This window comes from Alphaproteobacteria bacterium (assembly GCA_030740435.1).
Lineage (GTDB): Bacteria > Pseudomonadota > Alphaproteobacteria > UBA2966 > UBA2966.
This window is the reverse complement of sequence record JASLXG010000005.1, coordinates 1-24,993: the sequence shown is the minus strand read 5'-3', so window position 1 is coordinate 24,993 and position 24,993 is coordinate 1. Positions and strand designations below refer to the sequence as shown.

Below are 24,993 nucleotides of genomic sequence, written 5' to 3'. Positions count from 1 at the left end.
GATGAAAAACCGGTTCGACTTCAAGGACCGCCGCGTGGTGCTGACCGGCGGCGCCGGTGGCATTGCGCTGGCCTCGGCCGAGGTGTTCCTGGCCGGTGGCGCCCTGGTCGACCTCATCGACGTCCGGCCCGAGGGGCTGGAGGCGGCGGTGGCCCACTTCAAGGGCCACGAAAACCTCTCGACCCACACCTCGGCGCTGCATTCTCCAGAAGCTTGTGCCGAGGCCCTGGACGCCGCCGACGGGCCCATCGACGTGCTGGTCCACCTGGCCGGAATTTTCGAGCTCGACCGCCTGGAGCCCGACAACCGGGAGCTTTGGGACCGCGCCATCGCCGTCAACCTGACCAGTGCCTACGACGTCGCCCTGGCCTTCCGGGCGCGGACCAATGGCCAGCGGCCGGGCCGGCTGATCTTCGCCAACTCCGTCGCCGGCGAACAGGGCAATCGGCACTTCGCGTCCTACGCCGCGGCCAAGGCCGGGCTTTTCGGCATCGTGCGCTCGCTGGCCCAGGCCTGGGCGCCCGAGGTGCTGGTCAACGCCGTGGCCCCGGGCATCATCGACACCCCCATGCCGGCCGAGTTCATCGCCAAGCACGGCGATCGCCTAGTCAAAACCATCCCGCTGAAACGCTTCGGCCGGCCTGAAGAAGTGGCCGGCCTGATCGCCTTCCTGGCCAGCGACCTGGCCAGCTTTATCACCGGCCAGACCATCGTCGTCGACGGCGGCGTGGTGATGAAGTGAGGGCGGGTGAAGTAATCATCACGCGAAGCGGCCGGCTCTCTTTCGCACCAGGGGTGGAATGGCGCCGAATTATTCGTTTACCCACTTGATTCCGCTGGGAAATCGGATTATCTCGAAAGAATCCACAGAGAAATTGTGGAATTGGTATTGGCGGAGATGCGCGGCATGGCCGATGCCAAAGTAGCGACGCCAGTTGACGTTTCGGGTGCCAAAGGCGGGCGGGGCCGGGACGGCGAGGCCCAGAGGTCGCTGTTTGAGATCGTGGCGCGCCAGGATTTCTCGGACGTCACCTATTTGCTTGAATTTCACCACCCCCAGATGGCGCGGGCGGCCAGGCCGGGCCAGTTCGTCATCGTCATCCTGCATGAGGGCGGCGAGCGCATCCCGTTGACCATCGCCGAGCTCTACGGCAAGTTCCTAGAGAATCCCAACTCGGTCGATGCCTTCGGGTCTCCTTTTTCCGCGACCTGTTGGGCGAAAACGTCCTCGTAAACGTCAAACGTCCTCGTAGACGGCGGTCTCGTAGACGGCGGTGACCACGGCCGGATTGTCGCCAGTATAAGGTGCGTACAGCTTGTCATCGTTGCGGATGTGGTCGACAAGCCACTGTTTGATGTGGTTGACGGCGTCCCGGTCGCTGGGCGGCCGCGCCTTCCCCTTGGACGGATGCCGGTTGGCAAGGAGGTAGGTTTCGAACTCCCGGTGCTTGGCCATGTGGTCCTCCAAGTCGGGATAGCCCGTCGCCCGCATAACGCGTTCCTCGCGACGGAAATGGTAGCTCACCAGATCGACGAACGAGTCGAGGATCGTGCTCACGGTTCTCTGAGGCTTCAAGCTTTCGGTGGCCTCGTGGAGCTTATTCACACTGTCGATCAGGCTCTTGTGTTCGCCATCGATAACCGGCACGCCAACCGATAACGATTCGTCCCATTGTATGAACGCCATTTCATGCTTTCCCAATCGCAAAAGGACCGATCACTTGGTTTGTCGGTTTTTCGAACCCAATTGAAGGATTCAAAGGCGATGGCATCGATCTCTGGCCAATCACCGCTTGAAGCCGACATTCCCCAGGTGACTCCCAAATTCGGCCCCGATGATAGCCGAACAGGCTCGGTTTTGGAACCATGCCCCAGACCCTGGCCCGTTGTGACGAGCTTTCGGCCACAGAGCTGCTCTCGGCGGCCCTATTCGGCCCGATTTCCCGTGATCCGGACACACCTCTCCCGGTATCCTCATGGCCTTTCCTCCGTGTAGCGTACCACGACTGGAGCCAGGATGTCCCGCCAGCCATCGGCGCTGTGCATGTTGCCAGAACGCGGGCGACGCCGCTCCAGGTCGCCGAACTGGTTGAATGGGAAAAGCGGATGATAGCAGGTGCAGCCGAAGTGACCGTTGTAGGTCGTGCCTTCCTGGTCGCCGTAGGTCGGGCTGACGTCGGAGTCCATGTCGAGGATGATTTTGTTCGGCGGACGGCAGTCGTGAACCCGGTCGATCTACTGCCCCGGCAGATCAGAAAGGACAGCGAGGGCGTCGTCGAGTTCCCGGAAAGGTATAAGTCCGGCATCGGTGGTGACCCTCGACCCAGGAAATTCCAGCTTCCGCCGACGGTCGAAATCCTGCCTCGAAATCCCCGCTTCGCTTTCACCCGTCGGGTGAGCCGTATCGAACCTCAGGAACGCCAAAAGATCATGATTCTTCTGGGGTCTGTTGACATGTAAGGGATTCCCAAAAGCGTCGAAAGGTGATTCAAGCTTTCTTTTGCGAGGAGGTTTGGATGATCACTGAGCGTTTGGTTATCAGGGACGAGGTTTGGGAAAAGGTCTCGCCTCATTTGCCGGGCAAGGTCACGGATCGCGGTGTGACGGCGGCAGACAATCGCCTCTTTCTCGAAGCCGTATTGTGGCGGGTTCGTACGGGATCTCCGTGGCGCGACTTGCCGCCGGCTCTGGGCAAGTGGAACAGCGTCTTCCAACGCTTTCGCCAATGGGCGAAGAAGGGCGTCTTTGAGCATCTGTTCGAGGTGTTATCGGAGAACCCGGACTTCGAATATGCCCTCATCGACAGCACCATCGTCAGCGTTCAGCAGAAGGCGAGCGGCGCAAGGGGGGGACTCAAAATCAGGCCATCGGGCGATCCAAAGGAGGCCTGACCACCAAGATCGTCGCGCTGGTGGATGCCTTGGGAAATCTGGTGCGCTTCGTGCTCCTGCCTGGTCAACGCCATGACACCATCGGCGTCGGCCCCTTGATCCAAGAGCTTCACTTCGATGCCTTGCTGGCCGACAAGGCGTTCGACGTCGACTGGCTGCGTGCGGAGCTGGACCACCGTGGCACCATCGCCGTCATCCCACCGAAAGCCGACCGGATAAGGCAGATCGTCTACGACAAAGACATCTACCACTGGCGCCATTTGGTTGAGAACTATTTCGCCAAGATCAAGGAATTCCAGGGCATCGCCACCCGCTACGACAAGACCGACATCAGCTACGCCGCAAACTTGAACCTTGCCGCCACCATCATTGCCATGCGCTAATTGTCAACAGGCTCTAACAGAATCACGATCTCATGTCGCCCGGAAACAGGTTCATTTGGGGACTGGGGGTGAAGACCCTTCCCGGCAATTTTCGCATTTGGCGGGGGTCTTGATAAGTTTTGTCGGCGGCCAGCCGATGCACAGCGGTCGCGGCGCTCGGTGTCGAGGGCATGAAATCGCGGGCAAGAACGGGCAAGAAAGAGCTTCCGCCGCAACGCGTTCATGAACAAGGCAACCCGATGCGCTGGCGGGGTGCCAGCTCAATCCAAGGTCGCGCCCAAGCAAAATCGGCCATGACGGTTTTTTTTGCCCCGAACCGAACCAGGCGGGTTGTCGTCGGCGGGCTCAGTGCGTTAGTCTGCCGTTATCTTGGTAGTCTGGCGTCATCTTGGAAGGTCTTTCAGCTTCCAACGTGTCGAGTGTCACGTGGTAAACTTGCGAGAATGCCGAAATGGTCAAAGCGAAGGTTAAGAAAGCACCGTCCCAACGGAAATCCCCGAAGAAAAGCTCCCAGTCCCGCTCCCCGAATCCCATGATCACCGTGCATATCATGGGCAGGGCCTATTCGGTGCCCGCTGAAGCGACGATCATGGGCGCCATCGAGCATGCGGGATACCAGATTGTCCGCGGCGCCGGGTGCCGTGAAGGCTTTTGCGGCGCCTGCGCCACTGTCTACCGGCTTCCCGGCGACTACAAGCTGGCCATGGGCCTTGCCTGCACGACCCTGGTTCAAGACGGCATGTCCCTGGCCCAAATCCCGTCCTTCCCGGCCGAGAAGGCGATCTACGACATCGAGGAACTGACGCCTGACGTGGCGACCATGGCGAAGCTCTATCCGGTGATCTTCCGATGCGTCGAGTGCAACACCTGCACCAAGGCCTGCGTGCAGGGGCTTCTCGTCATGGATTACATCCAGGCCGCCAAGCGCGGCGACATCGAGATGCTGATGGACCTGTCCTTCGACTGCGTGTCCTGCGGTATGTGCGTCCTTCGCTGCCCGGCCGAGATCACCCACTACAACGTCGGCGTCCTGGGCCGCCGTCTGTTCGGGCGGTACCTGCGCAAGGAAAGCCCGGAGTTGGTCAAACGGATAGGGGAGATCAGCGGCGGCAACTACGACGCGGAATACGAGGTCTTACTGGCCATGAGCCACGACGAACTCAAGAAGAGGTACTACGACCGAGACATGGAATAACCGTCGTTCACGGCCACTCGAGGCGCCTTCGGCGGCGAAACCGCAAAGGGCACAACCATCGGAATCATCGGATGCCGGTGTGCCTATTTTCCCAAGAGGGTAGGAACATGTACCCAGACTACATGCAGGACTCGCTGAAGGCGGTCGTCAGGACCCGTTCCCAACGGCTGAATCCTGCCAAGTCCGGCGAACCGGTCTATCCGCCGATGGGACCGGCGGAGCGCGAGGACGTGCTCCGGAAATTCCATCCCGACTATGAAAAGGACTCGCGCCGCCCGGTTCGTGTCGGCCCCAACAAGGGCGAGATCCTGACCACCGAGGTCGCCCACATGCTGGAGGCCCATTCCTGGATAAGCTCGGGCCTGTTCGATCTCCGGGAACCGGATCTGGAAACCGATCTGCTGATCGTCGGCGGCGGCGGCGCCGGCTGTCAGGCCGCCATCGTCGCCCTGCAAGCCGGCGTCAAATCGCTCATCGCCACCAAGCTCCGCATGGGTGATGCCAATTCGATGATGTCGCAGGGCGGCATGCAAGCTGCCGTCTCGCCGACCGATTCTCCGACCCGGCATTTCCTCGACGCCCTCGGCGGCGGCCATTTCGAGAACAAACCGGAACTGGTGCGCGCGCTCACCGAGGACGCCGCCGAAACGGTCAAATGGCTGGAGGACCTGGGTGTCGTTTGGGACAAGAACGAGGACGGCTCCCTGCAGGTGCTTCACGGCGGCGGCACCTCGCGCAAACGGATGCTGTCCTGCCGCGACTATACGGGCGCCATCATCATGCGCACCCTGATGGACGAGGTGCGCAACCACCCGGAAATGGTGGCGGTGCAGGAGTTCATGCCGGCGATTGAGCTGATCATGGATGCCAAGGGCCAGTGCGCCGGCGCCGTGCTCTACAATCTGGAGACGGAGGAATTCGTCACCGTTCGGGCCAAAGCCACGCTCGTCGCAACCGGGGGCTACGGGCGCCTTCACCTTCGGGGCTATGATACCACCAACCACTACGGTGCGACCGGCGACGGCCTGGTGATGGCCTACCGGGCCGGGGCGCCGCTGCTGTTCATGGATTCGGTCCAGTACCACCCCACCGGTGCCGCCTTCCCGGAGCAGATCTCCGGCTTCCTGATCACCGAGAAGATCCGCGCCGTCGGTGGCCAGCCGCTGAACAAGTTCGGGGAACTGTTCGTGTTCCCGCGTGAGCCCCGGGACGTGGAAAGCTCGGCCATCATCCGCGAGTGCCGGGAGAACGGCAACGGCATCCAGACCCCCAGCGGCCGAGACGGTGTTTGGCTGGATTCGCCCCTCATCGAGATGATCCACGGCGCCGGGTTTATCAACAAGCAGTTCCCCGCCATGTACCGCCAATTCATCCGCTACGACATCGACATCACCGCCGAACCGATGCTGATCTACCCGACGCTGCACTACCAGAACGGCGGCATCGAGATCAACGCCAACTGCGAAACCGCCATACCCGGCCTCTACGTGGCCGGCGAGGCGACCGGCGGTCTGCACGGCCGCAACCGTCTAATGGGAAACTCGGTCCTCGACTACAACGTCTTCGGACGGCGCGCCGGCCGCTACGCCAGCGAGTACGCCGCCAAGGTCAAGCTGGGCTCGATGTCCCTGGCCCACGTCGATGCCTACGAGAAGGAACTGGTTTCGGTCGGGATCGAGACCGACCTGGTGGCGCCGATCATTCTGCCCTCCTACACGCCGGACGACGTCAAAAAACGCCAGTTGGCGCGGGTCGGCGGCAAGCTGCCCGGAAGCTCCGGGCTGCGCAACAGGGTCCACGCCGATATCGCAGGGGATCGCCCATGACACTTACCGACGACCAACTGGTCGAGGTGGTCCGCGAGGCCATCGACCTGGAGGTCAATGGCCAGCGTTTCTACGAACGGGCCACGGCGGTGACCCGCAGCAAGACGGGCAAAAAGGTGTTCCGCCGGCTCGCCGAGGAGGAGGTCGGCCATCTCGACGAAATCGGCCGCATCTTCACCGCGATCACCGGGAGCGGCGATTGGAAAAAGATCGCGGAGCGGCGCATCGCCGGTGACGCACCTTCGACGGTGGTCGAGCAACTGGAGGCAGCCATCGCCGCCAGGGGGGGCGAACTAGAGTCCGTCGACGAGGCCGAGGCGCTGCGCCTGGCCATGAACATGGAACGGCGGGCGATCCGACTGTACGAGGGGCTTCGGGACCGGACGCCGGACCCCAAGGTGCGCGCCCTGGCCGAGCGGCTGGTCGACGAGGAGCGGTTTCATTACGACCTTCTCCAGGCCCAGGCGGACAGTTTGATGAACGTGGGCATCTGGCTCGACAAGCCGGAATTCCGGATGGACGGAAAGTACTGACATGACGGTTCGGATCTCGTCCGCCAACCGGTCGGCCGCCCTCGTCCGTCAAATCGAGGAACTCAGCGGCCAGGACCTTCTCGCCTGCTACCAGTGCGGCAAATGCTCCGCCGGCTGCCCCATGACCTCGCCCATGGACATCCTGCCGAACCAGGTCATCCGGATGGCCCAACTGGGCATGACCGACCCGCTGATCGAATCCCGGACCATCTGGTCCTGCGTTTCCTGCATGACCTGCAATAGCCGCTGTCCGAAGGGCATCAACATCGCCGAGATCATCGAGGCACTGCGGCTGGTGCGGCTGCGAGACCGTCACGATGAGCTTCGGGTGATGGCGTTGTCAGCCGGCGACCGGGCGGAACTGCCGCCCATCGCGCTGATCTCGGCGATGCGGAAACTGACGTCGTAAGGAAAGACGAACCGCGGATGAAAATCAGCTATTACCCAGGCTGCACGCTCAAGAACCATGCCCGGAACTTCGAGGATTCGACCTTGTCCTCGATGACGATCCTGGGCGTCGAGGTCGAGGAACTCACGCGCTGGAACTGCTGTGGCACAGTCTTTTCCCTGGCCACCGACGACCTCATGCATCACCTGGCCCCGGTCCGCAACCTGATCCGCGCCAAAGAGGCCGGGGCCGAGGAACTCGCCACGGGCTGCGCCATGTGCTACAACACGCTCAAGCGGTCCAACGAGCGTGTCCGCTCCGATCCCGAAAGCCTCGACGTCATCAACGGATTCATGAACCTGGAAGAGGTTGATTACCAGGGCGACGTCGAGGTCCGCCATCTGCTGGAGTTTCTGCGTGATCGCGTCGGCTTCGACGAGCTGGAGGAGAAGGTGGAGCGACCGCTGGGCGGTCTCCGGGTGGCCAGCTACTACGGTTGCCTGCTGGTGCGTCCGCGCGAAGTGGCCTTCGACGACGTCGAAAATCCCGCCATCATGGAAGACCTGGTGGTGGCCCTCGGCGCCGAGCCGGTGCCATTCTTTCTCAAGACCGAGTGTTGCGGCGCTTATCTCACCGTCGACAAGCCCGAGATCGTCGCCGAGCGCACTTACAAGATCCTGGGGAACGCCCGCAACCAAGGCGCCGAGATCGTCGCCGTCAGCTGTCCGCTCTGTGCCTTCAACCTGGACCGACGGCAGGCCGAGACCCTTCGGCTCTATCCCGACTTCGAGGGACTGCCGGTGGTCTATTTCACGCAACTCATGGCACTGGCGCTGGGGTGCCCGGAAACGGCGCTGCGTCTGGACCTCCACCACATCGATCCGAAGCCTGTGCTGGCGCAAAAGGGGCTGGTCTGAGGGGACGGCAATGTTCTTTGGCGATCTAAAACCAAGAAAGGGGACGGTCCACATCCACAACGAGTGGTGCAAGGGCTGCGGTTTCTGCGTCCAGTTCTGCCCCCAGAATGTCCTGGTGCTGTCGCACGGATTCAACGCCAAGGGCTACCATCCGCCCGAGGTCGAGGTCGTCGACGAATGCCGGGAATGCCGTTACTGCGAAATCGTCTGCCCGGAGTTCGCCATATACGTCACCATTGACGATGATGAAGGCGACGAGGAACAGGAGAAACCCATTGCATAAGACCGCCGCAGACCCGATAGGTGTCCTCGAGGGAGCCCATTTCCTGGACGGTGACCATGCCATCACCGAAGGGGCGCTCGCGGCCGGCTGCCGGTTCTTCGCCGGATATCCGATCACCCCCTCGACCGAGTCCGCCGAACGGTTCGCCGAACGGGCGCCCCATGTCGGCGGCATGTTTGTCCAGATGGAGGACGAACTGGCATCGGTTGGCGCCCTCATCGGTGCCGCCTGGGGTGGGAAGAAGGTGATGACCGTGACTTCGGGTCCCGGGTTTTCGCTGATGATGGAGAACATCGGCCTCGCCTGCATGACCGAGACACCGCTGGTGATCGCCGACGTGCAGCGCGCCGGCCCCTCGACCGGCCTGCCCACGCTGACCGCCCAGCAGGATATGATGCAGGCGCGATGGGGATCCCACGGCGATTACCGGATCATTGCGCTGTCGCCCGATTCACCCCAGGAATGTTTCGACCTGGCGATCCAGGCCTTCAACCTGTCGGAGACCTACCGGGTGCCGGTTTTCATCATGACCGACGAAACCGTCGGGCACATGCACGAGAAGGTCATTATCCCGCCGGCCGAGGAGATCGAGGTGGTGGAGCGCAACTGGTACGAGGGCGCCAAGAACGACTACCAGCCCTTCCGGTTCGACGGCAGGCCAGCGCCGATGGTCCGCGCCGGCGAAGGCTATCGGTTCCATATCACCGGCCTGACCCACCAGGAAAGCGGTTATCCCATGGTCACCCCCGAGGCGAACGAGCGATGCGTCAGCCACTTGATCGACAAGATCGAAAACAACGCCGACACTATCATCCGCCTCGAGGAAGATCAGGTGGACGACAGCGAGATCGTCGTCGTCTCCTACGGCATCACGTCACGGATCGCCAGCCGGGCGGTTCTACTGGCGCGGGCCGCCGGTCTCAAGGTGGGCTCGCTTCGCCTGGTCACCGTTTGGCCGTTCGCCGAAAAGAGGATCCGCGAGATCGCCGGCCGGGTGCGGGCGATCGTCATGCCCGAGATCAACGTCGGCCAGATGGTCCTCGAAGTCGAACGCTGCGCGGCCGGCCAGTGCCGCGTCATTGGCGTGCCCCACTACGGCGGCGCCGTGCACGATCCCGAAGACATCCTGACCGCCATAAAGGAGGCCGGCCAATGACCGATTCAACCCAGTTCGCGGCGGAAAGCCCCATGGCCGAAATCCTGCGCATGGATAGGATGCCGCACATCTGGTGTCCGGGCTGCGGCATCGGCACCGTGGTAACCGCCTTCGCCGAAGCGATCAAGAAGTCCAGTGTCGATCCGGACAAGATCGTCGTGGTCTCGGGCATCGGCTGCTCGGGCCGGGTCGCCGGCTATGTCAATTACGATTCCATCCACACCACCCACGGGCGGGCCATTCCGGTGGCGACCGGCCTCAAGCTGGCCAACCCCGATCTCAAGGTGGTCGTGATCAGCGGCGACGGCGACCTCACGGGAATCGGCGGCAACCACTTTATCCACGCGGCGCGGCGCAACATGGATCTGCTGGTTATCTGCATCAACAACTTCACCTACGGGATGACCGGCGGCCAGGTGACGCCGACGACACCCCATACGGCCAACGCCTCGACCACGCCGTACGGCAATTACGAATTTCCCTTCAGCCTGCCGTTCCTGGCCGACGCCTGCGGGGCCACCTACGTGGCGCGTTGGACGTCGCTCCACGCCCGGCGCATCACCGGTTCGATCGAGGAGGCGCTGGTCAAGAAGGGCTTTTCCTTCATCGAGGTCGTCACGCCCTGCGCGACGCTCTATGCGCGCCGCAACCGCCTCGGCGACGGCGTCGACGTCCTGCAATACTACCAGGACGCCTGCGAGATCGAGCACGGCACCGATACCCGGACCGCGGACATCGACTACCAGGGCCCCCTCGTCATGGGCAAGTTCGTCGACAAGGAAAAACCCACCTACCTGGATGCCGTGAACAGCCACTACGCCAACGTCATCGGCGACGACTACCAGCTGTACGGCAAGACCGACCCCGAGCGCGAGGCGGAGGACAATAAACGGCGGGAAGACGGCGATGAGTGATATTCGGTTTTCCGGATACGGCGGACAGGGCGTCATCCGCTGCGCCCTGATCATGGGCAAGGCGCTGTCGCTCTTCGACGACAAACACGCCACCATGACCCAGAGCTTCGGACCCGAGGCACGCGGCAGCGCCTGTAGCTCGCAGCTCGTGGTCTCCGACGAACGCGTGCTCTATCCCTACATCTCGGAAACCGACGTTCTGATGGCGCTCTCCCAGGAGGCCTACAACAAGTACGAGCCCGAACTGCGCGAGGAGGGCGTCCTCATCATCGACGAGGACCTGGTCAAGCCGGGCTCGCCCCGGGCCGACATCGAGTTGCGGTCGGTTCCCTCGACCCGCTTCGCCGAAGAACTGGGCAACCGGATCTTCGCCAACCTGGTGGCATTGGGGTTTTTCACCGCGGTGACCGATATCGTTTCGCCGGAAGCCATGAAGAAGGCCGTGCCCGGCCTGGTACCCGACCGTTTTCTCGAGATCAACATCAAGGCGTTCGAGAAGGGTTATGACTACGGCTGCGAGGTCTTGGCCGTAGAAGGCGCGGGAGGGTAAGGATGGCAAAACGCACCGGTGTATTCGTCTGCCATTGCGGCTCCAACATCGCCGGCAACCTCGACGTCAAGAGGGTGGCCGCGGAACTGGCCGAGGACGCCGATGTCGTCTTCGCCGACGACGCTGTGTTCATGTGTTCCGATCCGGGCCAGCGGGCGGTCGCCGAGGCGATCCGCGACAACGGCCTGGAATCGGTGGTCATTTCATGCTGCTCGCCGACCTTGCACGAAAAGACCTTCCGTGACGTCGCGGAAATGGGGGGGCTCAACCAGTTCCAGTGCGAAATCGCCAACATCCGCGAGCAGTGCAGCTGGGTCCACCGCGACAAGGACGAGGCGACCGAAAAGGCGATCAAGATCTCGCGCAACGCCGTCCGGCGGGCGACGCGCAACCAGTCCCTGATCCCCATCGGCATTCCCGTCACCCGCCGGGTTCTCGTCGTCGGCGGCGGCATCGCCGGAATCCAGAGCGCCATCGACATGGCCAACGCCGGCTTCGAGGTGATCCTGGTGGAGAAGCAGCCGACCATCGGCGGCAACATGATCAAGCTCTCGGAGACCTTCCCGACGCTGGATTGCTCCCAGTGCATCCTGTCGCCGAAAATGGTCGAGGTGTCCAAGAACCCGAACATCCGGCTGCTGACCTACAGCGAGGTGACCGACGTGTCGGGCTTCGTCGGTAATTTTCGGGTCACCATCCAGCGCAAGCCCTCCTTCGTCGACCCGGACAAATGCACCGTCTGCGACAACTGCACCGAGGTTTGCCCGGTCGTCGTCCCCAACGAATACGAAGGAGGGATGACCGGTCGGCGTGCCATATACATCCCCTTCGCCCAGGCGATCCCGGCCACCTATACGCTGGACGAGGACGCCTGCCTCGGCCTCAATCCCATCGCCTGCGGCAAATGCATCGAGCCCGAGGTCTGCGAGCCCGGCGCCATCGACTACGACTTGAAGCCGGAAACCATCGTCGAGGAGGTGGGATCGATCGTCGTCGCCACCGGCTTCGATCTCTACGGCAAGGACAAATTGGGGGAGTACGGCGGCGGCAAGTACGTCGATGTCCTCGACGGGCTCCAGTTCGAGCGTATGTGCTCGGCAGCTGGGGGGACCGGGGGCAAGATCCTGCGCCCGTCGGACCGCAAAGTGCCCAAAGAAATCGTCTTCATCCAATGCGCTGGCTCGCGGGATCCGGAGCAGCACTGCGCCTACTGCTCCAAGATCTGCTGCATGTACACCGCCAAGCACGCGATGCTCTACAAGCACCAAGTGCCCGACGGCCAAGCCTACATCTTCTATATCGATATCCGCTCCGGCGGTAAGGGCTACGAGGAGTTCGTCCAACGGTCCATGGAGAAGGACGGCACCATCTACCTGCGCGGCAAGGTGTCCAAGCTCTACGAGGAGAACGGCAAGATCAAGGTCCTGGGCATCGACACGCTGTCGGGCCAGAACGTGGAAATCGACGCCGACATGGTCGTTCTGGCGCTCGCCATGCAGCCCTCCAAGGGCACCGCCGAGATCGCCAAGATCCTCAAGATCGCCCGCGACAAAGACGGCTTCCTGGCCGAGGCCCATCCCAAGCTGAAACCGGTCGAGAGCGTCACGGCCGGGATCTTCCTAGCCGGCGCCGCCCAGTCGCCGAAGGACGTCCCGGAAACCGTGGCCCAGGCGAGCGCCGCGGCGTCCAAGGTGATCGGTCTGCTGTCCCAGGACGAATTGGCGCACAGCCCCGCCGTAGCCGAGGTTCGCATGCCGCTCTGCACCGGTTGCGAGATGTGCGTCCAGGCCTGCCCCTACGACGCGATCCATCTGGTCGACGGCAAGGCCCAGGTGAACGAAGTGCTCTGCGAGGGCTGCGGCACCTGTTCGGCCACCTGTCTGCGCGCCGCCATCGAGGTCAGGAATGTCACGCCCCTTCAGGTGCACGAGATGATCAGCGCTAGCCTAGGGTGGTAGAGGACTAGGATGGTAGAGGAAATGACGGTTTCGGAAACGATGCCCCAACCGTTCGAACCCAAGATTGTCGCCTTTCTGTGCAAGTGGTGCTCGTCCGCCGGCAGCGATCTCGCCGGCGTGTCGCGCCTGGAATATCCCCCCAATGCCGTTCCGATTACCGTCATGTGTTCGGGCAGCGTATCACCCGTCTACATCCTGTCCGCCTTCAACAAGGGCGCAGACGGCGTGCTGGTTTCCGGTTGCCATCCCGGTGACTGTCATTACATGGAGGGCAACTACCAGGCGCGGCGGAAGGTCTATCTGGTTCACAAGCTGGTCGAGTTCGTCGGGCTGGAACCGCAACGGCTTCGCATGTCGTGGATCTCAGCGGCCGAGGGCGCCAAGTTCGCCCAGGTGATCAAGCAGTTCGTCGACGACCTGCGCACCCTCGGCCCGCAGGAGAAATTAAAGGCGAATCGCCGATGATCGATCCCCAGGACATTCGGGACCAGGCGCGGTCCCTGCTGGAAAGCGGCGAGGTCCGACTCGTCCTCGGCTACCGGGACAGCACCGCCGGCCCCATGGCGGCGCCCGCTTTCGTCTCGCGGCCCGAAGACGCGGACGACCTGACCTGGGATCCCACCTGCGTGCACAACCTGGCGCTCTACCTGGTTGACGAGTGCAAGAAACAGGCCGCAGCGGGTGAGGGCGGCGACCGGCGACCGGTGGCCCTCGTGGCCAAGGGGTGCGACAGCCGTGGCATCGTCGTGCTCCTTCAGGAGAAATATTTCAGCCGCGATGACGTCCGCATCCTTGGCGTTTCCTGCGAGAGAACCGGTGTCATCGACCAACGAAAGCTGGCGCAGAGACTGGACGGGCGGACGGCTGACGCGACCGCTTTTACCGGCGCTGACATCTTCCGCATCACCACCGACGACGGCGATATCGAGATCCCGGCCCGCGAGATCCTAGCCGACCGCTGCCTGGAATGCCGGGCTCCGTCGCCGGCGGTCAACGACATCCTTTTCGGAGAGGCTGTCGAGCGGACCTACGACGAATCGTTCCATGCCCTGGAAGCAGCGGAGCGGGCGTTCGGCGACGCGCCGTGGACATTCTGGCGGCACCAGTTCGACCGCTGCCTGCGCTGCTATGCCTGCCGCTCGGTCTGCCCCATGTGCTATTGCGAGGAGTGCGTCGTCGACAGTATCGTCTTTAACGTTAGCCCGGACACCAGCGCCGAGGAGAAGGCCAACCGCATCAAGTGGATCGAACGCTCGGCCGTGACCTCCGAGAACGCCGGATATCATCTGGTGCGGGCCCTGCATCTGGCCGGGCGTTGCATCGATTGCGGTGAATGCGAGCGAGTCTGCCCCGTCAACATTCCGTTGCGCCTGCTCAACTCCAAGCTTGAGAAGGAAGCCTACGAGGCGTTCGGCTACCGGCCCGGTACCGATGCTGATCTACCCTCACTGGTCGCGTCGTTTCGCGATGACGACCCCAACGACTTCATCCGCTAGCGCCGTGGAAAAGATCCTCCACAAGAAGAACCTGGGCGAGTGGGTGGCGCAGCTCGGCGCTTACGACGTCCAGACGCCGGTTTTCGGCGATGACGCGTGGAGCTACCAGGCGCTCGGCGACGGGCAGACCCCGCGGCTGGATCACCCCAACACCGTGGAACCGCCCAAGGGATTCCATTTTCCCCAGCGCGAAGTGTTCTACACCTACCGCCAGGTAAGCGGCGAAGCGCCGGTGCTGGACTCCACCGTTCCCGACCCTGCCACCACCGTGGTGTTCGGGGTCCGACCCTGCGATGGCCGCGGCGCTCCGTGCAACGATCGAGTCTTTTCCGGCGAGATGGAGGATCCCTATTACCGGGCGCGGCGCAGCGGGACCATCCTGATCGGACTCGCTTGCAACAAGCCGCCCTCGGCGAACTGTTTTTGTCTCGCGGTCGGGGGGTCGCCCCACTCCGACGATGGCCTCGATATCCTGATGACCGACCTGGAGAACCGGTACGCCGTCAAGGCGCTGACCGACCAGGGCGCCGCGCTGGTCACCCTGGCCGAGCCCCTGTTCGGCGAGCCCGGCGACCGGGACCGCAAGGATCTGGAGGAAACCCACGCCTTGTCCCGCCAACACCCACAGCGGACCCTCCCCGACATGGAGGCGGTTCCGGGTCGTCTGGAGGCGGAATTCGACTCGCCGCTGTGGTCCGAAATGGCGCGCGCCTGCATTGGCTGTGGCATCTGCACCTTCCTCTGCCCAACCTGCCACTGTTTCGATATCACCGACGAGGTCACGGGCTCGACGCCCCTCGAAGGCCGGCGGGTTCGGACCTGGGACACCTGCCAGTTCCCCGACTTCACCATGCATTCATCGGGACACAACCCGCGGCCTGACTGCGGCAGCCGGCTGCGTCAGCGGGTCTGCCACAAGTTCCTCTATTTCTTCGAAAACCATGGCACCCACCAGTGCGTCGGTTGCGGGCGCTGCATCACCGAGTGCCCGGTGGGAATCGACATCGTCGCGATCGTCAACAGGGTGGCCGGCCATGCCAAATAACATCTACCTGCCCAAACCGGGCCGCATCGCCCACATCAAGACCGAGGTCGAGGGAAACCGCGCCATCAAGACTTTCCAGGTCACCTTCGCCGACGGCGACGGATTCGAACACGCCTGCGGCCAGTGTGCGATGCTGTCGGTCTTCGGCAAGGGCGAAATGATGATCTCCATCGCCTCATCGCCGCTTATCGAAGACTACAAGCAGTTCAGCGTCATGCGTGTTGGCCGCGTGACCTCGGCGCTCCACGATCTGGAGGTGGGCGACGTCATCGGCGTCCGCGGCCCCTACGGCAACGACTTCCCGGTCGAGGCCTGGCAGGGAAAGAACCTGGTCTTGATCGGCGGCGGCTGCGGCCTCGCCCCCATCTGGCCGGTGGTCCAGACGGTGGTGGCCCGGCGGGCCGACTTCGGGGCGATCACTGTCTTCTACGGCGGCCGGACGTCGCGCGACATCATGTACCGGTCCGAGCTGGAAAAGCTCCGGAGCGACGCCGAGGTCCACCTGTCCGTGGATTCCGAAGAGGAGGGCTGGGAGGAGTTCTGCGGCTTCGTCCCGGCCAACATCGTGGCGCAGGAGCCCTCGCCCGACAACGCCATCGCCATCACCTGCGGCCCGCCGATCATGATTAAGTTCGTGATCATGAACCTGAAGAACCTGGGTTTCGCCGACGAGCAGATCTACACGACCCTCGAGAACAAGATGAAATGCGGCGTCGGTAAGTGCGGCCGGTGCAACGTCGGCAAGGATTATGTGTGCGTGAAGGGGCCCGTCTACTCCTGGGCCGACCTGAAGGACCTGCCCCAGGAGTTTTGACGACTGGACGACGCAGGTCGGGCAATGTCAATAATATCCGCTGGTCCCTGTGCTGGGTCCCAGCGACTATCAAAGGAAAAGCGGAGACCTGCCAGGTCTCTCCCATCCACCCCGGCAAGCCGCGCAACCCGGACGAGCCGGGCCTCGACGAGCTGCTGGCCAGGGCCGAGCTTTTTCACTGAGGGCTACCCCCCCACCCCAACCCTGCCCCACAAGGGGGGAGGGAGTTTATCTTATTGTTATTTCAATTTTTTCCCCTCCCCCTTGATGGTCTAAGGTATGCACACATCTCTGAGCGCCCAACCGGTTGCGATTGCTTTGAAGTGATTTATACCGTTGGCGAAGGTGATGGGCCCCGGTGGTCTCGATGATCGGTAGCCATCCCAGCCGCCGAGGCGGGCGACGATCCAGGCCGCCCAGGCGAGGCTGTGCTGGGGGTGGGGGTTTTTTTGCTTTGCGGTTTTACCCTCGAGACGAGGGTTGACGGCCTCCAGGGTTTCGATTTCCTCGGGCTTGAAAGCGACGCCGGCCGAGCGGGCGTCGGCGCCGTCGCGGGCCTGGACCAGTTGCAGCGTAAGGGCCGCGGCGCTGGCCGCCATGGCGATCAGTTTGAGCAGCCGATCAGCACTCTCTATCTGGCTGTTCTTGACCTTCAGCCCTTGGCGCTTCATCACCCGAAACAGCTGTTCGATCATCCAGCGCTGGGCATACCAGTCGACAATCTGCCAGGCGCCCGCGGCGGCGTTGATCTCGTGCGTCGTCAGCAGGCGCCAGTGTAGCGGCTCGACACCATTCGGTGGTTCCAGTTCGACGACCTCGACCAGACACAACGTCACGCTCGGCGGCAGATCGTGCTCGGGCGTATTCTTGGGCCGGCATAATGCCACCGTGCCGAAACGTAGCGTCAGCAACGCCGTTCGCGCCGATCGGCCGGGCTGGGCGCGCAGCTCAAGCTGCCGCTTGCCGGCCACCGGCAGGCTGGCTCCGAAGGCGTGGAGTTTGCCACCTGTGGCCAATCGCCGGTCTCCCCTGAGCCGCGTGATCAGGTGGAAGTTGGCTTCCGGCAGCCGCGCCCAGCCGGCGTAGATGTCGCTCTCGCGGTCGGCCAGCACCGTCACCATGGCGGCATCGGCCAGAACCGATTTGGCCGCCTCGGCAGTGCTCAGCCAGCGCTCCGATTCCTTGGCCGTCAGCGGCCGCTTGCCGTGCGGCCGCGTCACCCGGCCCTGGCGGGTCCAGATCCGGCCCGAAACCAGGCCGAGACAACTGCCGTCCTGCGCATCGAGACCCAGCATGACGTGCGCCAGGGCGCCGCGGCCGTTCCCCTTGCCGATCTCACCCAGGCCGCGCTGCCGCTCCGCCGTGGTCTTGAAGTTGAACTCGCTGGTGTCCTGGATCGCAAGCACATGGCGCCCCACCGCAGACTCCGCAGTGCCAGTGCCCCAGCTTTCGATCAGCCGCTCCACAGTCACTTTCGAGTTGCCAAAAAAGCGTCCGAAACGCACCTCCCGCGCCCGGCAGCCGCCCAACCGACGCAGCGAGACACCTTGGCACGCAACCATCTCTTCAAGCACCGCCGCCCCCCTTATTCAAGGCGGCGATCCCCTAACCGGCCCGACAACACATCCTGGCAATCTTGCATCATGACACCCCGGCAATTCCAAAGTGTCGGAAACAGAATCACACAATCCCGATGCAAGGAAACCTACATCTTGTGCCCTGAGTCAATTTGTCGCATCAAGATGTGTGCATACTTTAGCCCATGATGGGGGAGGGAGGGGGTGTTTTGTTTTACCGCCGCCGCGCCCCTAATCCAGCCGCTTGGTAAAAGCCAGGCGTGAGGAGGGCTGGAAGCCGCAGCGGTAGAGGAAAGCGAGCAAGTCGAAGTCGCTCGAGGAAAGCGTGCTTTGCACGGCCTCCACGTGCAGCGCCGAGAGGTTCATCATGAGCTGCGACAGCAGCGCCGTACCGACGCCACGGAAGCCGTAGCGCGGGTCGGTGCCGATGGTGTCCAAGACGGCCGCGGGCTCGGTGCGGCCGTGCTCGCCGAAGTCCATGCGCGCCATCACGAAGCCGGCCGGGAAGCCGTCGATTTCGGCCACCAGCGAGACCCGCACCGCCGAGGCGTCCAGCGCCTCGGCCGCCTTCTGGCGGAGATAATCGCTGCGGTCATGATCGGTGATGCGCCGGTCGATGGCCAGCAGGGCCTCGATGTCGGCGGCTTCGAGCGATCGCACCGGTACCCGGTCGTGGGCCAATTGCGGCGCCGCGCCCACGGCCGTCTCGTCGAATTCGTCCGTGTCGTCGCCGTCGTCGAGAATGCGCACCTCGGTGTTGCGCTCGATGACCTGGCGCTGGCCGATGTCAAAGCCCGAGGCGTCGAGAAAGCGCAAGAGGTCGTGGTTGGTCCAGTCGGCCTCGGTCAACAGCACCGCGATGCCCTTGTTGCGCACGACCTCGATCAGTCCGGCCAGCAGGTGCCGGCCCAGGCCCTGGGCCTCAAAGGCCTGGTCGACGCCGATCAGGTCGAGCGTCACGGCCCGTTCCGGGCTGCCGAATTCACCCGACAACACCCGCGCCGTGGCGAAGGCGGCGAAGTCGTTGTCATCGGCGATGGCCACTTGGATGTAGTCGCCGGGGCTCTCCAGGGCGGCAGCGATGCGGCGCTGGAAGAAGTCGCGGCGCGAGCGGCCGGTGTGTTGGCGATCGATCTCCACCACCTCGTCCAGGTCGTCGGCGACGAGGGCGCGGAGCGTCATCTTCGAGGAACTGCTCATAGCCTGATCTTCCCAACCAGCGGCTGTTAGCCACTCATAGCGTACTCTTCCAGAAGGCTGGCGTCTTGTTCGTCGTCGAGCACGTCCTCGAGCGCCGGCAACAGGCCCATTTCCTCTTTCTGGATGTGCGACACCATGCGTTCGACATATTCCCATCCCTGGCGGTGAAACTCGCTCCAGGTGGCAGGTTCGAAACCACTTTCGCCGATCCCGGCCAGCGTCACCAGTTGCTTCGCCAAGGGGCGCAATATTTCGTGCTCCTGGGTCAGGATCATGACCATGGCGTTGTCGCCGAAGCCGGCCACCAGGGCGGGAAAGAGCCGGCTTTCCTCGAAGTCGAAATGCTTGGCCACGGCGTCGCCGATGGTAGCCCTGAGATCACCCAACAGGCGTTCGAGATCGGCGCCTTGGGGAGCCGGGGCGTCGCCTCGGTGCTGCGCCAGAAAAGTGTCCAGGCGATCGACGAAGCCGAGCGTCGCAAGATGCTCCTGGTGCAGGGTTCGGGTGATCTGTCGGCTGTATTCCATCATGATGCAGAGTCCTCGATCATTATGTCGTCATTTTTAATAGGTAATTCGGTACCAAATTACCATATAATTTCATCGACGCCAACGCTTTCAGCCCGCGCCGGCCTGGTTTTTGGCTGTCATGCGGCGCACCACGGTAGTGAAGAACCAGGCGAAGGCAAGAGCGCCAACCAGGCCGGCGGCGCCCCCCAGGCGGACCAGCAGCCCCCAGCCGGCGATGATGCCCAAACCCACCAGGGCCAGCGCAGCCAAGTGGGCCCAGAAGCTCAGCCGGGTCGGCCACTCGGGCGCCAGCGCCGAAGGCAGCAGTGGCGGCTGGCCTGGCCGGACGCTGTTCATCGAGGCCAGAAAGGGCACGATGCGCTGCAGGGTGGCGAGCATGAAGGTAAGCATCCAGCCCAGCGTTAGCAGCGCCACAAAGAGTGGCCCGCCCCGCGCCGGGCCGAGGTCAAGGGAAAGTGCCAAGGCCAGCAGCAGGCTGAGCGGCAGCGCCAGCCAGGCCAGATAGATGAGTTTGAACGAAAGCCCCAGGCGTCGGCGCATGCGGCGGCGCAAGACCTGGACCATGGCGCCCAGGTGGCTGGCGCTGGCGGCCAGGCCGAGCACGATGGCCGGCGGCAGCAGCCAGGCTTGGCCCAGGCCACTGGCCAGGAGCAAGGCAAGTCCGGCCAAGGCCAGTCCCAGCGCGCCGTAGCCAAGGCGTTGGGAAGGCGCCGGCGTCAGCGCGAACAGGGGCAGCAGAATCTGGCTGAAACCGAGCACCAGCAGACCTATGAAGCCATAAGCGGCGAACCCCAGGTGGACGATGACGACGCTGCGCTGGTCGCTCAAGAGGCCGCTCCACTGGTCGACGATCAACAGCACGCCAAACGCCAGCAGCGCCAGCAACGAAGCCAGGGCGCCCCAGGCGTGGGCGGCCACCAGGGCCTGCTCGCCGGCCCGCAACAGGTTGTCGGCAATAAGCGCGGCGGCAATCAGCAGCCCGGCAATGCTCAGCCCGGCACCCAACCCAAGTTGCAGTTCCTGGCCGCTGGCCATGCCGAGAGCTAGCACCACCACGCCGGGGACGAAGAGCCAGAAGATCAGCCGAGCCGGCCAGACGGCACGTAACGGCTGCCGTGTCGCCACCGGCAGCAGTTGCAGCGCCGCTCCGATGGCGGTCATGGCCAGCACGCCCAGTGTCAACAGGTGCAACGCCGCCAGGGGCAAGCCGAAACCGCCCTCGGATTGCACCACATCGTCGCCGCCCAGCAGCAGCACGAGCCAGACCGCTACATGGAAAACCGCGGCGGCGCCGAAATAGCGAAACGGGATCGAGGCCGGCAGCAGGCGCTCGTTGGCTCCACCGAGGAAAGCACCGGGAGAGCTCATGCCCGCCTCTCAAGCGTTGTCGCGGCTCAGCGAGAGGCGCACCAGGCCCGGCTCGCTGACCTCGATGCGATAGCTCCAGCCGCGCTCGCCGAGCTCGGGGTAGAGATAGACCGGCTCGCGATCAAGCAGCACGACGGCGCGGTTGCCGGTCTCCCCGGATTCGATCAGCCGGACGACGGCCAACAACGGCTCCGGCGCCGCCAGTCCGCGGACGTCGATGTGCGGCACCCCGTCCTGTTGCCACAGCCGGGCGCCCTCTTCAGCACCGGGGGTGCCGGAAGTGCCGGCGTCCTGGCGGAACCAGATACGCCAATGCTCGTCTTCGATCCGCTCGCCCCAGGCGGCGAAGCCGCGCTGGATCAGCAGCCGCCTCAAGGGCAGCGGGTCGAAGGGACAGTCGAGTACCAGTAGTCCCGCCGGCGGCACCTGCGCCGAGAGCTCGACGACCGCCGCCAGGGGGTGTTCGCGGCGTTCGAAAATGGGTCGCGTGTCAAGGCGGTGGGCGGTAGCGAGCGAGCTTTCATCGGCCCAATCGGGCCGCGCCGAGATCTCGGCCGCAGCTTCGCTGCCCTTGCTCGCCGGCGCTTGTTCGCCCCGGGCAATGGCCAATAGCATGGCGACGTCACGGCCGGCGACGCAAGCCGCGTCGTCGAGCGTCAGTTTGTCCGCCGTCGGAGTTCCCACCACGGTTCGCAGTCGCGCGAACACGGCATCGCCGGCCACCAGCCGCTCGAATAGGTCGGGGTCGGCGGCAAGTGCCGCACCGAGACGGGTCGTGGGGCTGAGGTCGCTCTGGCCCACGCTTTTCCCTTCGCTTCGGTTTCGCTACCTGCCATTCAGCATAGGGCGCGAGGCCAGAGCCGCTTTGATCGTCATCAAGCGGCAGCCAAACGCCGTAATAGCCGGCCCGAGAGCGCCGTTATGGCGCGGCGACGGTATTGCGGCTGCGTGGTCGTGGTGTGGACCGGGCTGATCTGCTTCTGCACCAGTTTGCCAAGCACCGCCACTTGCTCGTCGTCGAGGGACTGGCCCAGCGCCGCTTCCGTGCCCGTCACCACGAAGGGCCGGGCGTTGGTGCCGGTGAGCGCGATGCGGAGTGCCGCCAGCGTGTCGCCGGCCATCTCCAGCCAGACGGCGACGCCGGCCAGGGGGAAATCTATGGCCCGGCGGATGCGCAGCTTTTCGTAGCCCGATCGGCCGCCGGCCGGTGGCAGATGGATGGCGCTGACCAGCTCGCCGGGCCCCAGCGTGAGATAATCGATGCCGTCGTCGTTGAAGAGATCGGCCAGTCCCAGCCGGCGGCTGCCCTCTGGGCCGGCGATGTCGATTTCGGCACCCAGGGCCAGCAGCGCCGGCGCCGTGTCGCCCGAATAGGCGGCGTAGCAGCGCTTGCTGGTGGGCACCACGTGACAGGTCTCGCCGCGGTACTTGAGGCAGAAGTCGTTGCTTTGGCGCCACCAGTCGCTTTGGTTATAGAAATAGCAGCGCGTATCGAGGCAGAGGTTGCCGCCGATGGTGCCGGCCTCGCGGTGGGCCGGAGCCGCCACCGAGGCGGCGGCCTGACTGAGCGCCGGATAGTCGGCCGCGATGGCGCCATCTTCGGCGATCTCGGCCAAGGTTACACTGGCCCCCAGATGCAGCCCGGCCGCGTCGCGCTCGATCTGGCGCAGCTCGGCAATGGCCGAGAGGTCGATCAAGGCGCCGGCCGGGGTCAGGCCACGGCGCACATTGGCCAACAGGTCGGTACCGCCGGCGATGTAGCGGGCATCGGAGGCGTCAGCGCAAGCGGCCACGGCCTCGGCGATGGTGGCGGGGCGGTGCAGTCGGAAATCGGGCAGCACGTCCATCTTGCCTACTCCCTTATTCCGCCGCCTGGGCGTTCTGGCGGGCCTGGCGGGCCAGCGCTTCATAAAGCCGGTCCGGCGTTACCGGTGTCTCGTCGGGCCTGACCCCGGTGGCATCGGCGACGGCGTTGGCCAGCGCCGGCAGGAAGCTCGAAAGCGCGCATTCGCTGGCTTCCTTGGCGCCGAAGGGGCCGCCCGGGTCGATGCTCTCGACGATGTGGGTCTCGATGGGCGGCGTATCGCTGATGGTGGGGATGCGGTAGTCGAGGAAGTTGCCGCTGACGGCCAGGCCTTCGTGGTAGCAGGTCTCCTCGCTCAGTGCCTGGCCCATGCCCATCCAGACGGAGCCCTGGATCTGGCCTTCGACGGAGAGCGGGTTAAGGGCGTAACCCACGTCCTGGGCCACCCAGACCCGCTCCACGGTGATCTGGGCGGTGTCGGGATCGACGCTAACCTCGACCACCTGGGCGGAATAGGAAAAGCCCATGGTGCCGCCGATGGCCGAGCCGCGGTACTTTTTGCCGCCGTGGGATTCAGTCGGGGTGTCGAAGGTTCCCTTGGTGGTGATGGTGCCGGTCTTCTCCAGCGCCGCCATCACCACCTCGTTGAAGGTCAGGCCCGGGTCCTGGCTTTGGGCCACGCGATAGGTCTCCCCCAACACTTCGATATCGCCGGGCTCGGCCTCGAGTTTGCGAGCCGCCGCCGCCACCAGGATTTCTTTGAGGTTGTTGGCCGCGTCGATGGCGGCGTTGCCGCACATGAAGCTGACGCGCGAAGAGTAGGAGCCGTTGTCCTTGGGCGTCACGGCGCTGTCGTTGGCGACCACGCGAATGCGCGAGAGATCCAGCCCCATGGTTTCGGCGACGCACTGGGCCAGGATGGTGGACGAGCCTTGGCCGATGTCTGAAGCACCCGTCAGCACCGTGATCGAGCAGTCGAAGTCGAGCTTGAGGTTGACGGTGGCGTGGGGCTCGCCGGTCCAGTGCACCGGTTTGGAGGCGCCCGAAACGTAGTGCGAGGCGGCCATGCCGACACCACGCCAAGGTCCGAGCTGGCCGTTCTTCTTGCTCTGCCAGCCCGACTTTTCCTCGACCCAATCGAGGCACTCCGGCAGGCCGCAGGACTTCACCATCAAGTCGTTCTCGGTGAATGTTAGCGCCTGGATCATGTTTTTACGCCTGACTTCGAAGGGGTCGAGGCCCATCTCGGAGCAAAGTTGGTCGAGCACGCATTCGAAGGCAAAGCGTGTGTTGACCGTGCCATGGCCGCGCATGGCGCCGCAGGGCGGCGTGTTGGTGTAGACCCGGTAGCCGTCGTATTTGACCGCCGGAATGTCGTAGATGGCATTCAGCAACGCCCCGGAATAGAGGATGGTGACGATCCCGTATCCGGCGTGGCCGCCGCCTGCCTGCAGAACTTCGGCGATGCAGGCGGTGAGGGTGCCGTCCTTTTTCATGCCGAGCTTCAGTTTGATCTCGGTCTCAGGGCGGCCGCGATGGGTGAGGAACGTCTCCTCGCGGCTCAGATACATGCGCACCGTGCCGCAGGCCGCGCGCGCCAGCATGCTAACGATGATCTCGAAGTTCAGGGCCTCCGACCGATGGCCGAATCCACCACCGACGAACGGCTTGATGACGCGGATGCTCTGCTCGTCCATCTTCAGGCACTTGGCCACCATCATGTGGACGTAGTAGGGGACCTGGGTGCAGGTCTTGAGAGTCAGGCGGTCCCGCTCCGGATCGTATTCTGCAAGGGAGACATTGGGCTCCATCTGCACGTGGCCGACCTCGGCGCAGGTGTATGATTCCTCGCGCACCAGATCCGCGTCGGCGAGGCCCTGGTCGGCATCCCCGAATTCGTGATGGACGTCCCGTTCCAGGTTGCCGGGTTTGTCTTCGTGGATCTGTGTCGCGCCGGGAATTCGGGCATCGGCGATGCGATAGTAGGCCGGCAGTTCCTTGACTTCGAGGCTGATCAAATCGAGGGCGGCTTCGGCCGTCGCCTCGTCGATGGCGGCGACGGCGGCCACGGGCTCACCCCGGTAGCGCACGCGCCCGCGCGCGAGCGGATATTCGTTCATGGCGATGGGCAGGACGCCATAGGTCTTGTCGCAATCCTCGCCCGT

At 63.9% G+C, this 24,993-nt stretch carries 25 protein-coding genes and 1 pseudogene; 17 read left to right on the top strand and 9 right to left on the bottom strand.

Annotated features, from left to right (window positions below):
* The first annotated feature begins 1 nt into the window (after nt 1).
* Entirely contained in the window at nt 2–742 is a 741-nt protein-coding gene (locus tag QGG75_00545; GenBank protein ID MDP6065735.1) for an SDR family NAD(P)-dependent oxidoreductase, read from the top strand.
* Nucleotides 743–907: 165 nt separating this feature from the next.
* Entirely contained in the window at nt 908–1,234 is a 327-nt protein-coding gene (locus tag QGG75_00540; GenBank protein MDP6065734.1) for a hypothetical protein, read from the top strand.
* 3 nt (nt 1,235–1,237) lie between these two features.
* On the opposite strand, the gene QGG75_00535 is transcribed toward QGG75_00540, so the two are convergent.
* Nucleotides 1,238–1,687 carry a bacteriohemerythrin gene (locus QGG75_00535; protein MDP6065733.1) on the bottom strand — a complete coding sequence of 150 codons (450 nt, stop codon included), beginning with the start codon at nt 1,685–1,687 and terminating at the stop codon, nt 1,238–1,240.
* A 299-nt stretch (nt 1,688–1,986) separates the two neighbouring features.
* A pseudogene (locus QGG75_00530) lies at nt 1,987–2,370 on the bottom strand (transposase).
* Nucleotides 2,371–2,516: 146 nt separating this feature from the next.
* Here QGG75_00530 and QGG75_00525 point away from each other — a divergent pair.
* The 15 genes from QGG75_00525 (at nt 2,517) to QGG75_00455 (ending at nt 16,349) form a co-directional block, all read left to right on the top strand.
* Nucleotides 2,517–3,274 (top strand): IS5 family transposase gene (locus QGG75_00525; GenBank protein MDP6065732.1). Its coding sequence is split into 2 segments (ribosomal slippage): nt 2,517–2,844 and nt 2,844–3,274, totalling 759 coding nucleotides; the frame shifts between segments, so codons are not numbered across the junction.
* A gap of 532 nt (nt 3,275–3,806) precedes the next feature.
* Nucleotides 3,807–4,469, top strand: a complete 663-nt coding sequence (locus QGG75_00520; protein MDP6065731.1) for a 4Fe-4S dicluster domain-containing protein — start codon at nt 3,807–3,809, stop codon at nt 4,467–4,469.
* A 107-nt stretch (nt 4,470–4,576) separates the two neighbouring features.
* The gene (locus tag QGG75_00515; protein ID MDP6065730.1) at nt 4,577–6,295 is read left to right on the top strand and encodes an FAD-binding protein; all 1,719 of its coding nucleotides are present in this window, start codon (nt 4,577–4,579) and stop codon (nt 6,293–6,295) included.
* Nucleotides 6,292–6,828 carry a ferritin family protein gene (locus tag QGG75_00510; GenBank protein ID MDP6065729.1) on the top strand — a complete coding sequence of 179 codons (537 nt, stop codon included), beginning with the start codon at nt 6,292–6,294 and terminating at the stop codon, nt 6,826–6,828. The genes QGG75_00515 and QGG75_00510 overlap by 4 nt, the downstream gene beginning before the upstream one ends.
* Nucleotide 6,829: 1 nt before the next feature.
* Nucleotides 6,830–7,237: a 4Fe-4S dicluster domain-containing protein gene (locus QGG75_00505; GenBank protein ID MDP6065728.1), complete on the top strand. Its 408-nt coding sequence runs from the start codon at nt 6,830–6,832 to the stop codon at nt 7,235–7,237.
* 17 nt (nt 7,238–7,254) lie between these two features.
* Nucleotides 7,255–8,133, top strand: coding sequence for a CoB--CoM heterodisulfide reductase iron-sulfur subunit B family protein (locus QGG75_00500; GenBank protein ID MDP6065727.1), 879 nt, complete (start codon nt 7,255–7,257; stop codon nt 8,131–8,133).
* Nucleotides 8,134–8,143: 10 nt separating this feature from the next.
* Nucleotides 8,144–8,416: a 4Fe-4S dicluster domain-containing protein gene (locus tag QGG75_00495; GenBank protein ID MDP6065726.1), complete on the top strand. Its 273-nt coding sequence runs from the start codon at nt 8,144–8,146 to the stop codon at nt 8,414–8,416.
* Entirely contained in the window at nt 8,379–9,572 is a 1,194-nt protein-coding gene (locus tag QGG75_00490; protein MDP6065725.1) for a 2-oxoacid:acceptor oxidoreductase subunit alpha, read from the top strand. Before QGG75_00495 ends, QGG75_00490 begins: the two co-directional genes overlap by 38 nt.
* Nucleotides 9,569–10,486, top strand: coding sequence for a 2-oxoacid:ferredoxin oxidoreductase subunit beta (locus tag QGG75_00485; protein ID MDP6065724.1), 918 nt, complete (start codon nt 9,569–9,571; stop codon nt 10,484–10,486). Before QGG75_00490 ends, QGG75_00485 begins: the two co-directional genes overlap by 4 nt.
* Complete coding sequence (locus QGG75_00480; protein ID MDP6065723.1) at nt 10,479–11,036, top strand: 2-oxoacid:acceptor oxidoreductase family protein; 558 nt, start codon at nt 10,479–10,481, stop codon at nt 11,034–11,036. The genes QGG75_00485 and QGG75_00480 overlap by 8 nt, the downstream gene beginning before the upstream one ends.
* A gap of 2 nt (nt 11,037–11,038) precedes the next feature.
* On the top strand, nt 11,039–12,994 hold the full coding sequence (locus QGG75_00475; protein ID MDP6065722.1) for a CoB--CoM heterodisulfide reductase iron-sulfur subunit A family protein: 1,956 nt from the start codon (nt 11,039–11,041) through the stop codon (nt 12,992–12,994).
* Between the two features lie 21 nt (nt 12,995–13,015).
* Nucleotides 13,016–13,459: a hydrogenase iron-sulfur subunit gene (locus QGG75_00470; protein ID MDP6065721.1), complete on the top strand. Its 444-nt coding sequence runs from the start codon at nt 13,016–13,018 to the stop codon at nt 13,457–13,459.
* Nucleotides 13,456–14,490 carry a (Fe-S)-binding protein gene (locus tag QGG75_00465; protein ID MDP6065720.1) on the top strand — a complete coding sequence of 345 codons (1,035 nt, stop codon included), beginning with the start codon at nt 13,456–13,458 and terminating at the stop codon, nt 14,488–14,490. Before QGG75_00470 ends, QGG75_00465 begins: the two co-directional genes overlap by 4 nt.
* Before the next feature lie 4 nt (nt 14,491–14,494).
* On the top strand, nt 14,495–15,535 hold the full coding sequence (locus QGG75_00460; GenBank protein MDP6065719.1) for a 4Fe-4S dicluster domain-containing protein: 1,041 nt from the start codon (nt 14,495–14,497) through the stop codon (nt 15,533–15,535).
* Nucleotides 15,525–16,349, top strand: coding sequence for an FAD/NAD(P)-binding protein (locus tag QGG75_00455; GenBank protein ID MDP6065718.1), 825 nt, complete (start codon nt 15,525–15,527; stop codon nt 16,347–16,349). Before QGG75_00460 ends, QGG75_00455 begins: the two co-directional genes overlap by 11 nt.
* Before the next feature lie 272 nt (nt 16,350–16,621).
* Here the strand turns inward: QGG75_00455 and QGG75_00450 are convergent, their stop codons facing one another.
* The 7 genes from QGG75_00450 to hcrA all read right to left on the bottom strand — a co-directional run.
* Nucleotides 16,622–17,911, bottom strand: coding sequence for an IS4 family transposase (locus tag QGG75_00450; GenBank protein ID MDP6065717.1), 1,290 nt, complete (start codon nt 17,909–17,911; stop codon nt 16,622–16,624).
* Nucleotides 17,912–18,157: 246 nt separating this feature from the next.
* Complete coding sequence (locus tag QGG75_00445) at nt 18,158–19,126, bottom strand: GNAT family N-acetyltransferase (protein ID MDP6065716.1); 969 nt, start codon at nt 19,124–19,126, stop codon at nt 18,158–18,160.
* A gap of 26 nt (nt 19,127–19,152) precedes the next feature.
* A complete protein-coding gene (locus QGG75_00440) occupies nt 19,153–19,656 on the bottom strand; it encodes a hemerythrin domain-containing protein (GenBank protein MDP6065715.1) in 504 nt (167 codons plus the stop codon).
* Nucleotides 19,657–19,743: 87 nt separating this feature from the next.
* Nucleotides 19,744–21,024, bottom strand: coding sequence for a hypothetical protein (locus QGG75_00435; protein ID MDP6065714.1), 1,281 nt, complete (start codon nt 21,022–21,024; stop codon nt 19,744–19,746).
* Nucleotides 21,025–21,033: 9 nt separating this feature from the next.
* Nucleotides 21,034–21,825 (bottom strand): DUF2249 domain-containing protein, encoded by a 792-nt coding sequence (locus QGG75_00430; GenBank protein MDP6065713.1) that lies wholly within the window; start codon nt 21,823–21,825, stop codon nt 21,034–21,036.
* A gap of 74 nt (nt 21,826–21,899) precedes the next feature.
* Nucleotides 21,900–22,871, bottom strand: a complete 972-nt coding sequence (gene hcrB / locus QGG75_00425; protein ID MDP6065712.1) for a 4-hydroxybenzoyl-CoA reductase subunit beta — start codon at nt 22,869–22,871, stop codon at nt 21,900–21,902.
* 13 nt (nt 22,872–22,884) lie between these two features.
* The coding region (hcrA, locus tag QGG75_00420) for a 4-hydroxybenzoyl-CoA reductase subunit alpha (protein MDP6065711.1) at nt 22,885–24,993 on the bottom strand (2,109 nt) is incomplete at its 5' end.

Excerpts from the sequence above, each read along its gene's own strand:
- QGG75_00545 (MDP6065735.1), top strand. The coding sequence starts at position 2 with ATGAAAAACCGGTTCGACTTCAAGGACCGCCGCGTGGTGCTGACCGGC.
- QGG75_00540 (MDP6065734.1), top strand. The coding sequence starts at position 908 with ATGGCCGATGCCAAAGTAGCGACGCCAGTTGACGTTTCGGGTGCCAAA.
- QGG75_00535 (MDP6065733.1), bottom strand. The coding sequence starts at position 1,687 with ATGGCGTTCATACAATGGGACGAATCGTTATCGGTTGGCGTGCCGGTT.
- QGG75_00520 (MDP6065731.1), top strand. The coding sequence starts at position 3,807 with ATGATCACCGTGCATATCATGGGCAGGGCCTATTCGGTGCCCGCTGAA.
- QGG75_00515 (MDP6065730.1), top strand. The coding sequence starts at position 4,577 with ATGTACCCAGACTACATGCAGGACTCGCTGAAGGCGGTCGTCAGGACC.
- QGG75_00510 (MDP6065729.1), top strand. The coding sequence starts at position 6,292 with ATGACACTTACCGACGACCAACTGGTCGAGGTGGTCCGCGAGGCCATC.
- QGG75_00505 (MDP6065728.1), top strand. The coding sequence starts at position 6,830 with ATGACGGTTCGGATCTCGTCCGCCAACCGGTCGGCCGCCCTCGTCCGT.
- QGG75_00500 (MDP6065727.1), top strand. The coding sequence starts at position 7,255 with ATGAAAATCAGCTATTACCCAGGCTGCACGCTCAAGAACCATGCCCGG.
- QGG75_00495 (MDP6065726.1), top strand. The coding sequence starts at position 8,144 with ATGTTCTTTGGCGATCTAAAACCAAGAAAGGGGACGGTCCACATCCAC.
- QGG75_00490 (MDP6065725.1), top strand. The coding sequence starts at position 8,379 with ATGAAGGCGACGAGGAACAGGAGAAACCCATTGCATAAGACCGCCGCA.
- QGG75_00485 (MDP6065724.1), top strand. The coding sequence starts at position 9,569 with ATGACCGATTCAACCCAGTTCGCGGCGGAAAGCCCCATGGCCGAAATC.
- QGG75_00480 (MDP6065723.1), top strand. The coding sequence starts at position 10,479 with ATGAGTGATATTCGGTTTTCCGGATACGGCGGACAGGGCGTCATCCGC.
- QGG75_00475 (MDP6065722.1), top strand. The coding sequence starts at position 11,039 with ATGGCAAAACGCACCGGTGTATTCGTCTGCCATTGCGGCTCCAACATC.
- QGG75_00470 (MDP6065721.1), top strand. The coding sequence starts at position 13,016 with ATGACGGTTTCGGAAACGATGCCCCAACCGTTCGAACCCAAGATTGTC.
- QGG75_00465 (MDP6065720.1), top strand. The coding sequence starts at position 13,456 with ATGATCGATCCCCAGGACATTCGGGACCAGGCGCGGTCCCTGCTGGAA.
- QGG75_00455 (MDP6065718.1), top strand. The coding sequence starts at position 15,525 with ATGCCAAATAACATCTACCTGCCCAAACCGGGCCGCATCGCCCACATC.
- QGG75_00450 (MDP6065717.1), bottom strand. The coding sequence starts at position 17,911 with ATGGTTGCGTGCCAAGGTGTCTCGCTGCGTCGGTTGGGCGGCTGCCGG.
- QGG75_00445 (MDP6065716.1), bottom strand. The coding sequence starts at position 19,126 with ATGAGCAGTTCCTCGAAGATGACGCTCCGCGCCCTCGTCGCCGACGAC.
- QGG75_00440 (MDP6065715.1), bottom strand. The coding sequence starts at position 19,656 with ATGATGGAATACAGCCGACAGATCACCCGAACCCTGCACCAGGAGCAT.
- QGG75_00435 (MDP6065714.1), bottom strand. The coding sequence starts at position 21,024 with ATGAGCTCTCCCGGTGCTTTCCTCGGTGGAGCCAACGAGCGCCTGCTG.
- hcrB (MDP6065712.1), bottom strand. The coding sequence starts at position 22,871 with ATGGACGTGCTGCCCGATTTCCGACTGCACCGCCCCGCCACCATCGCC.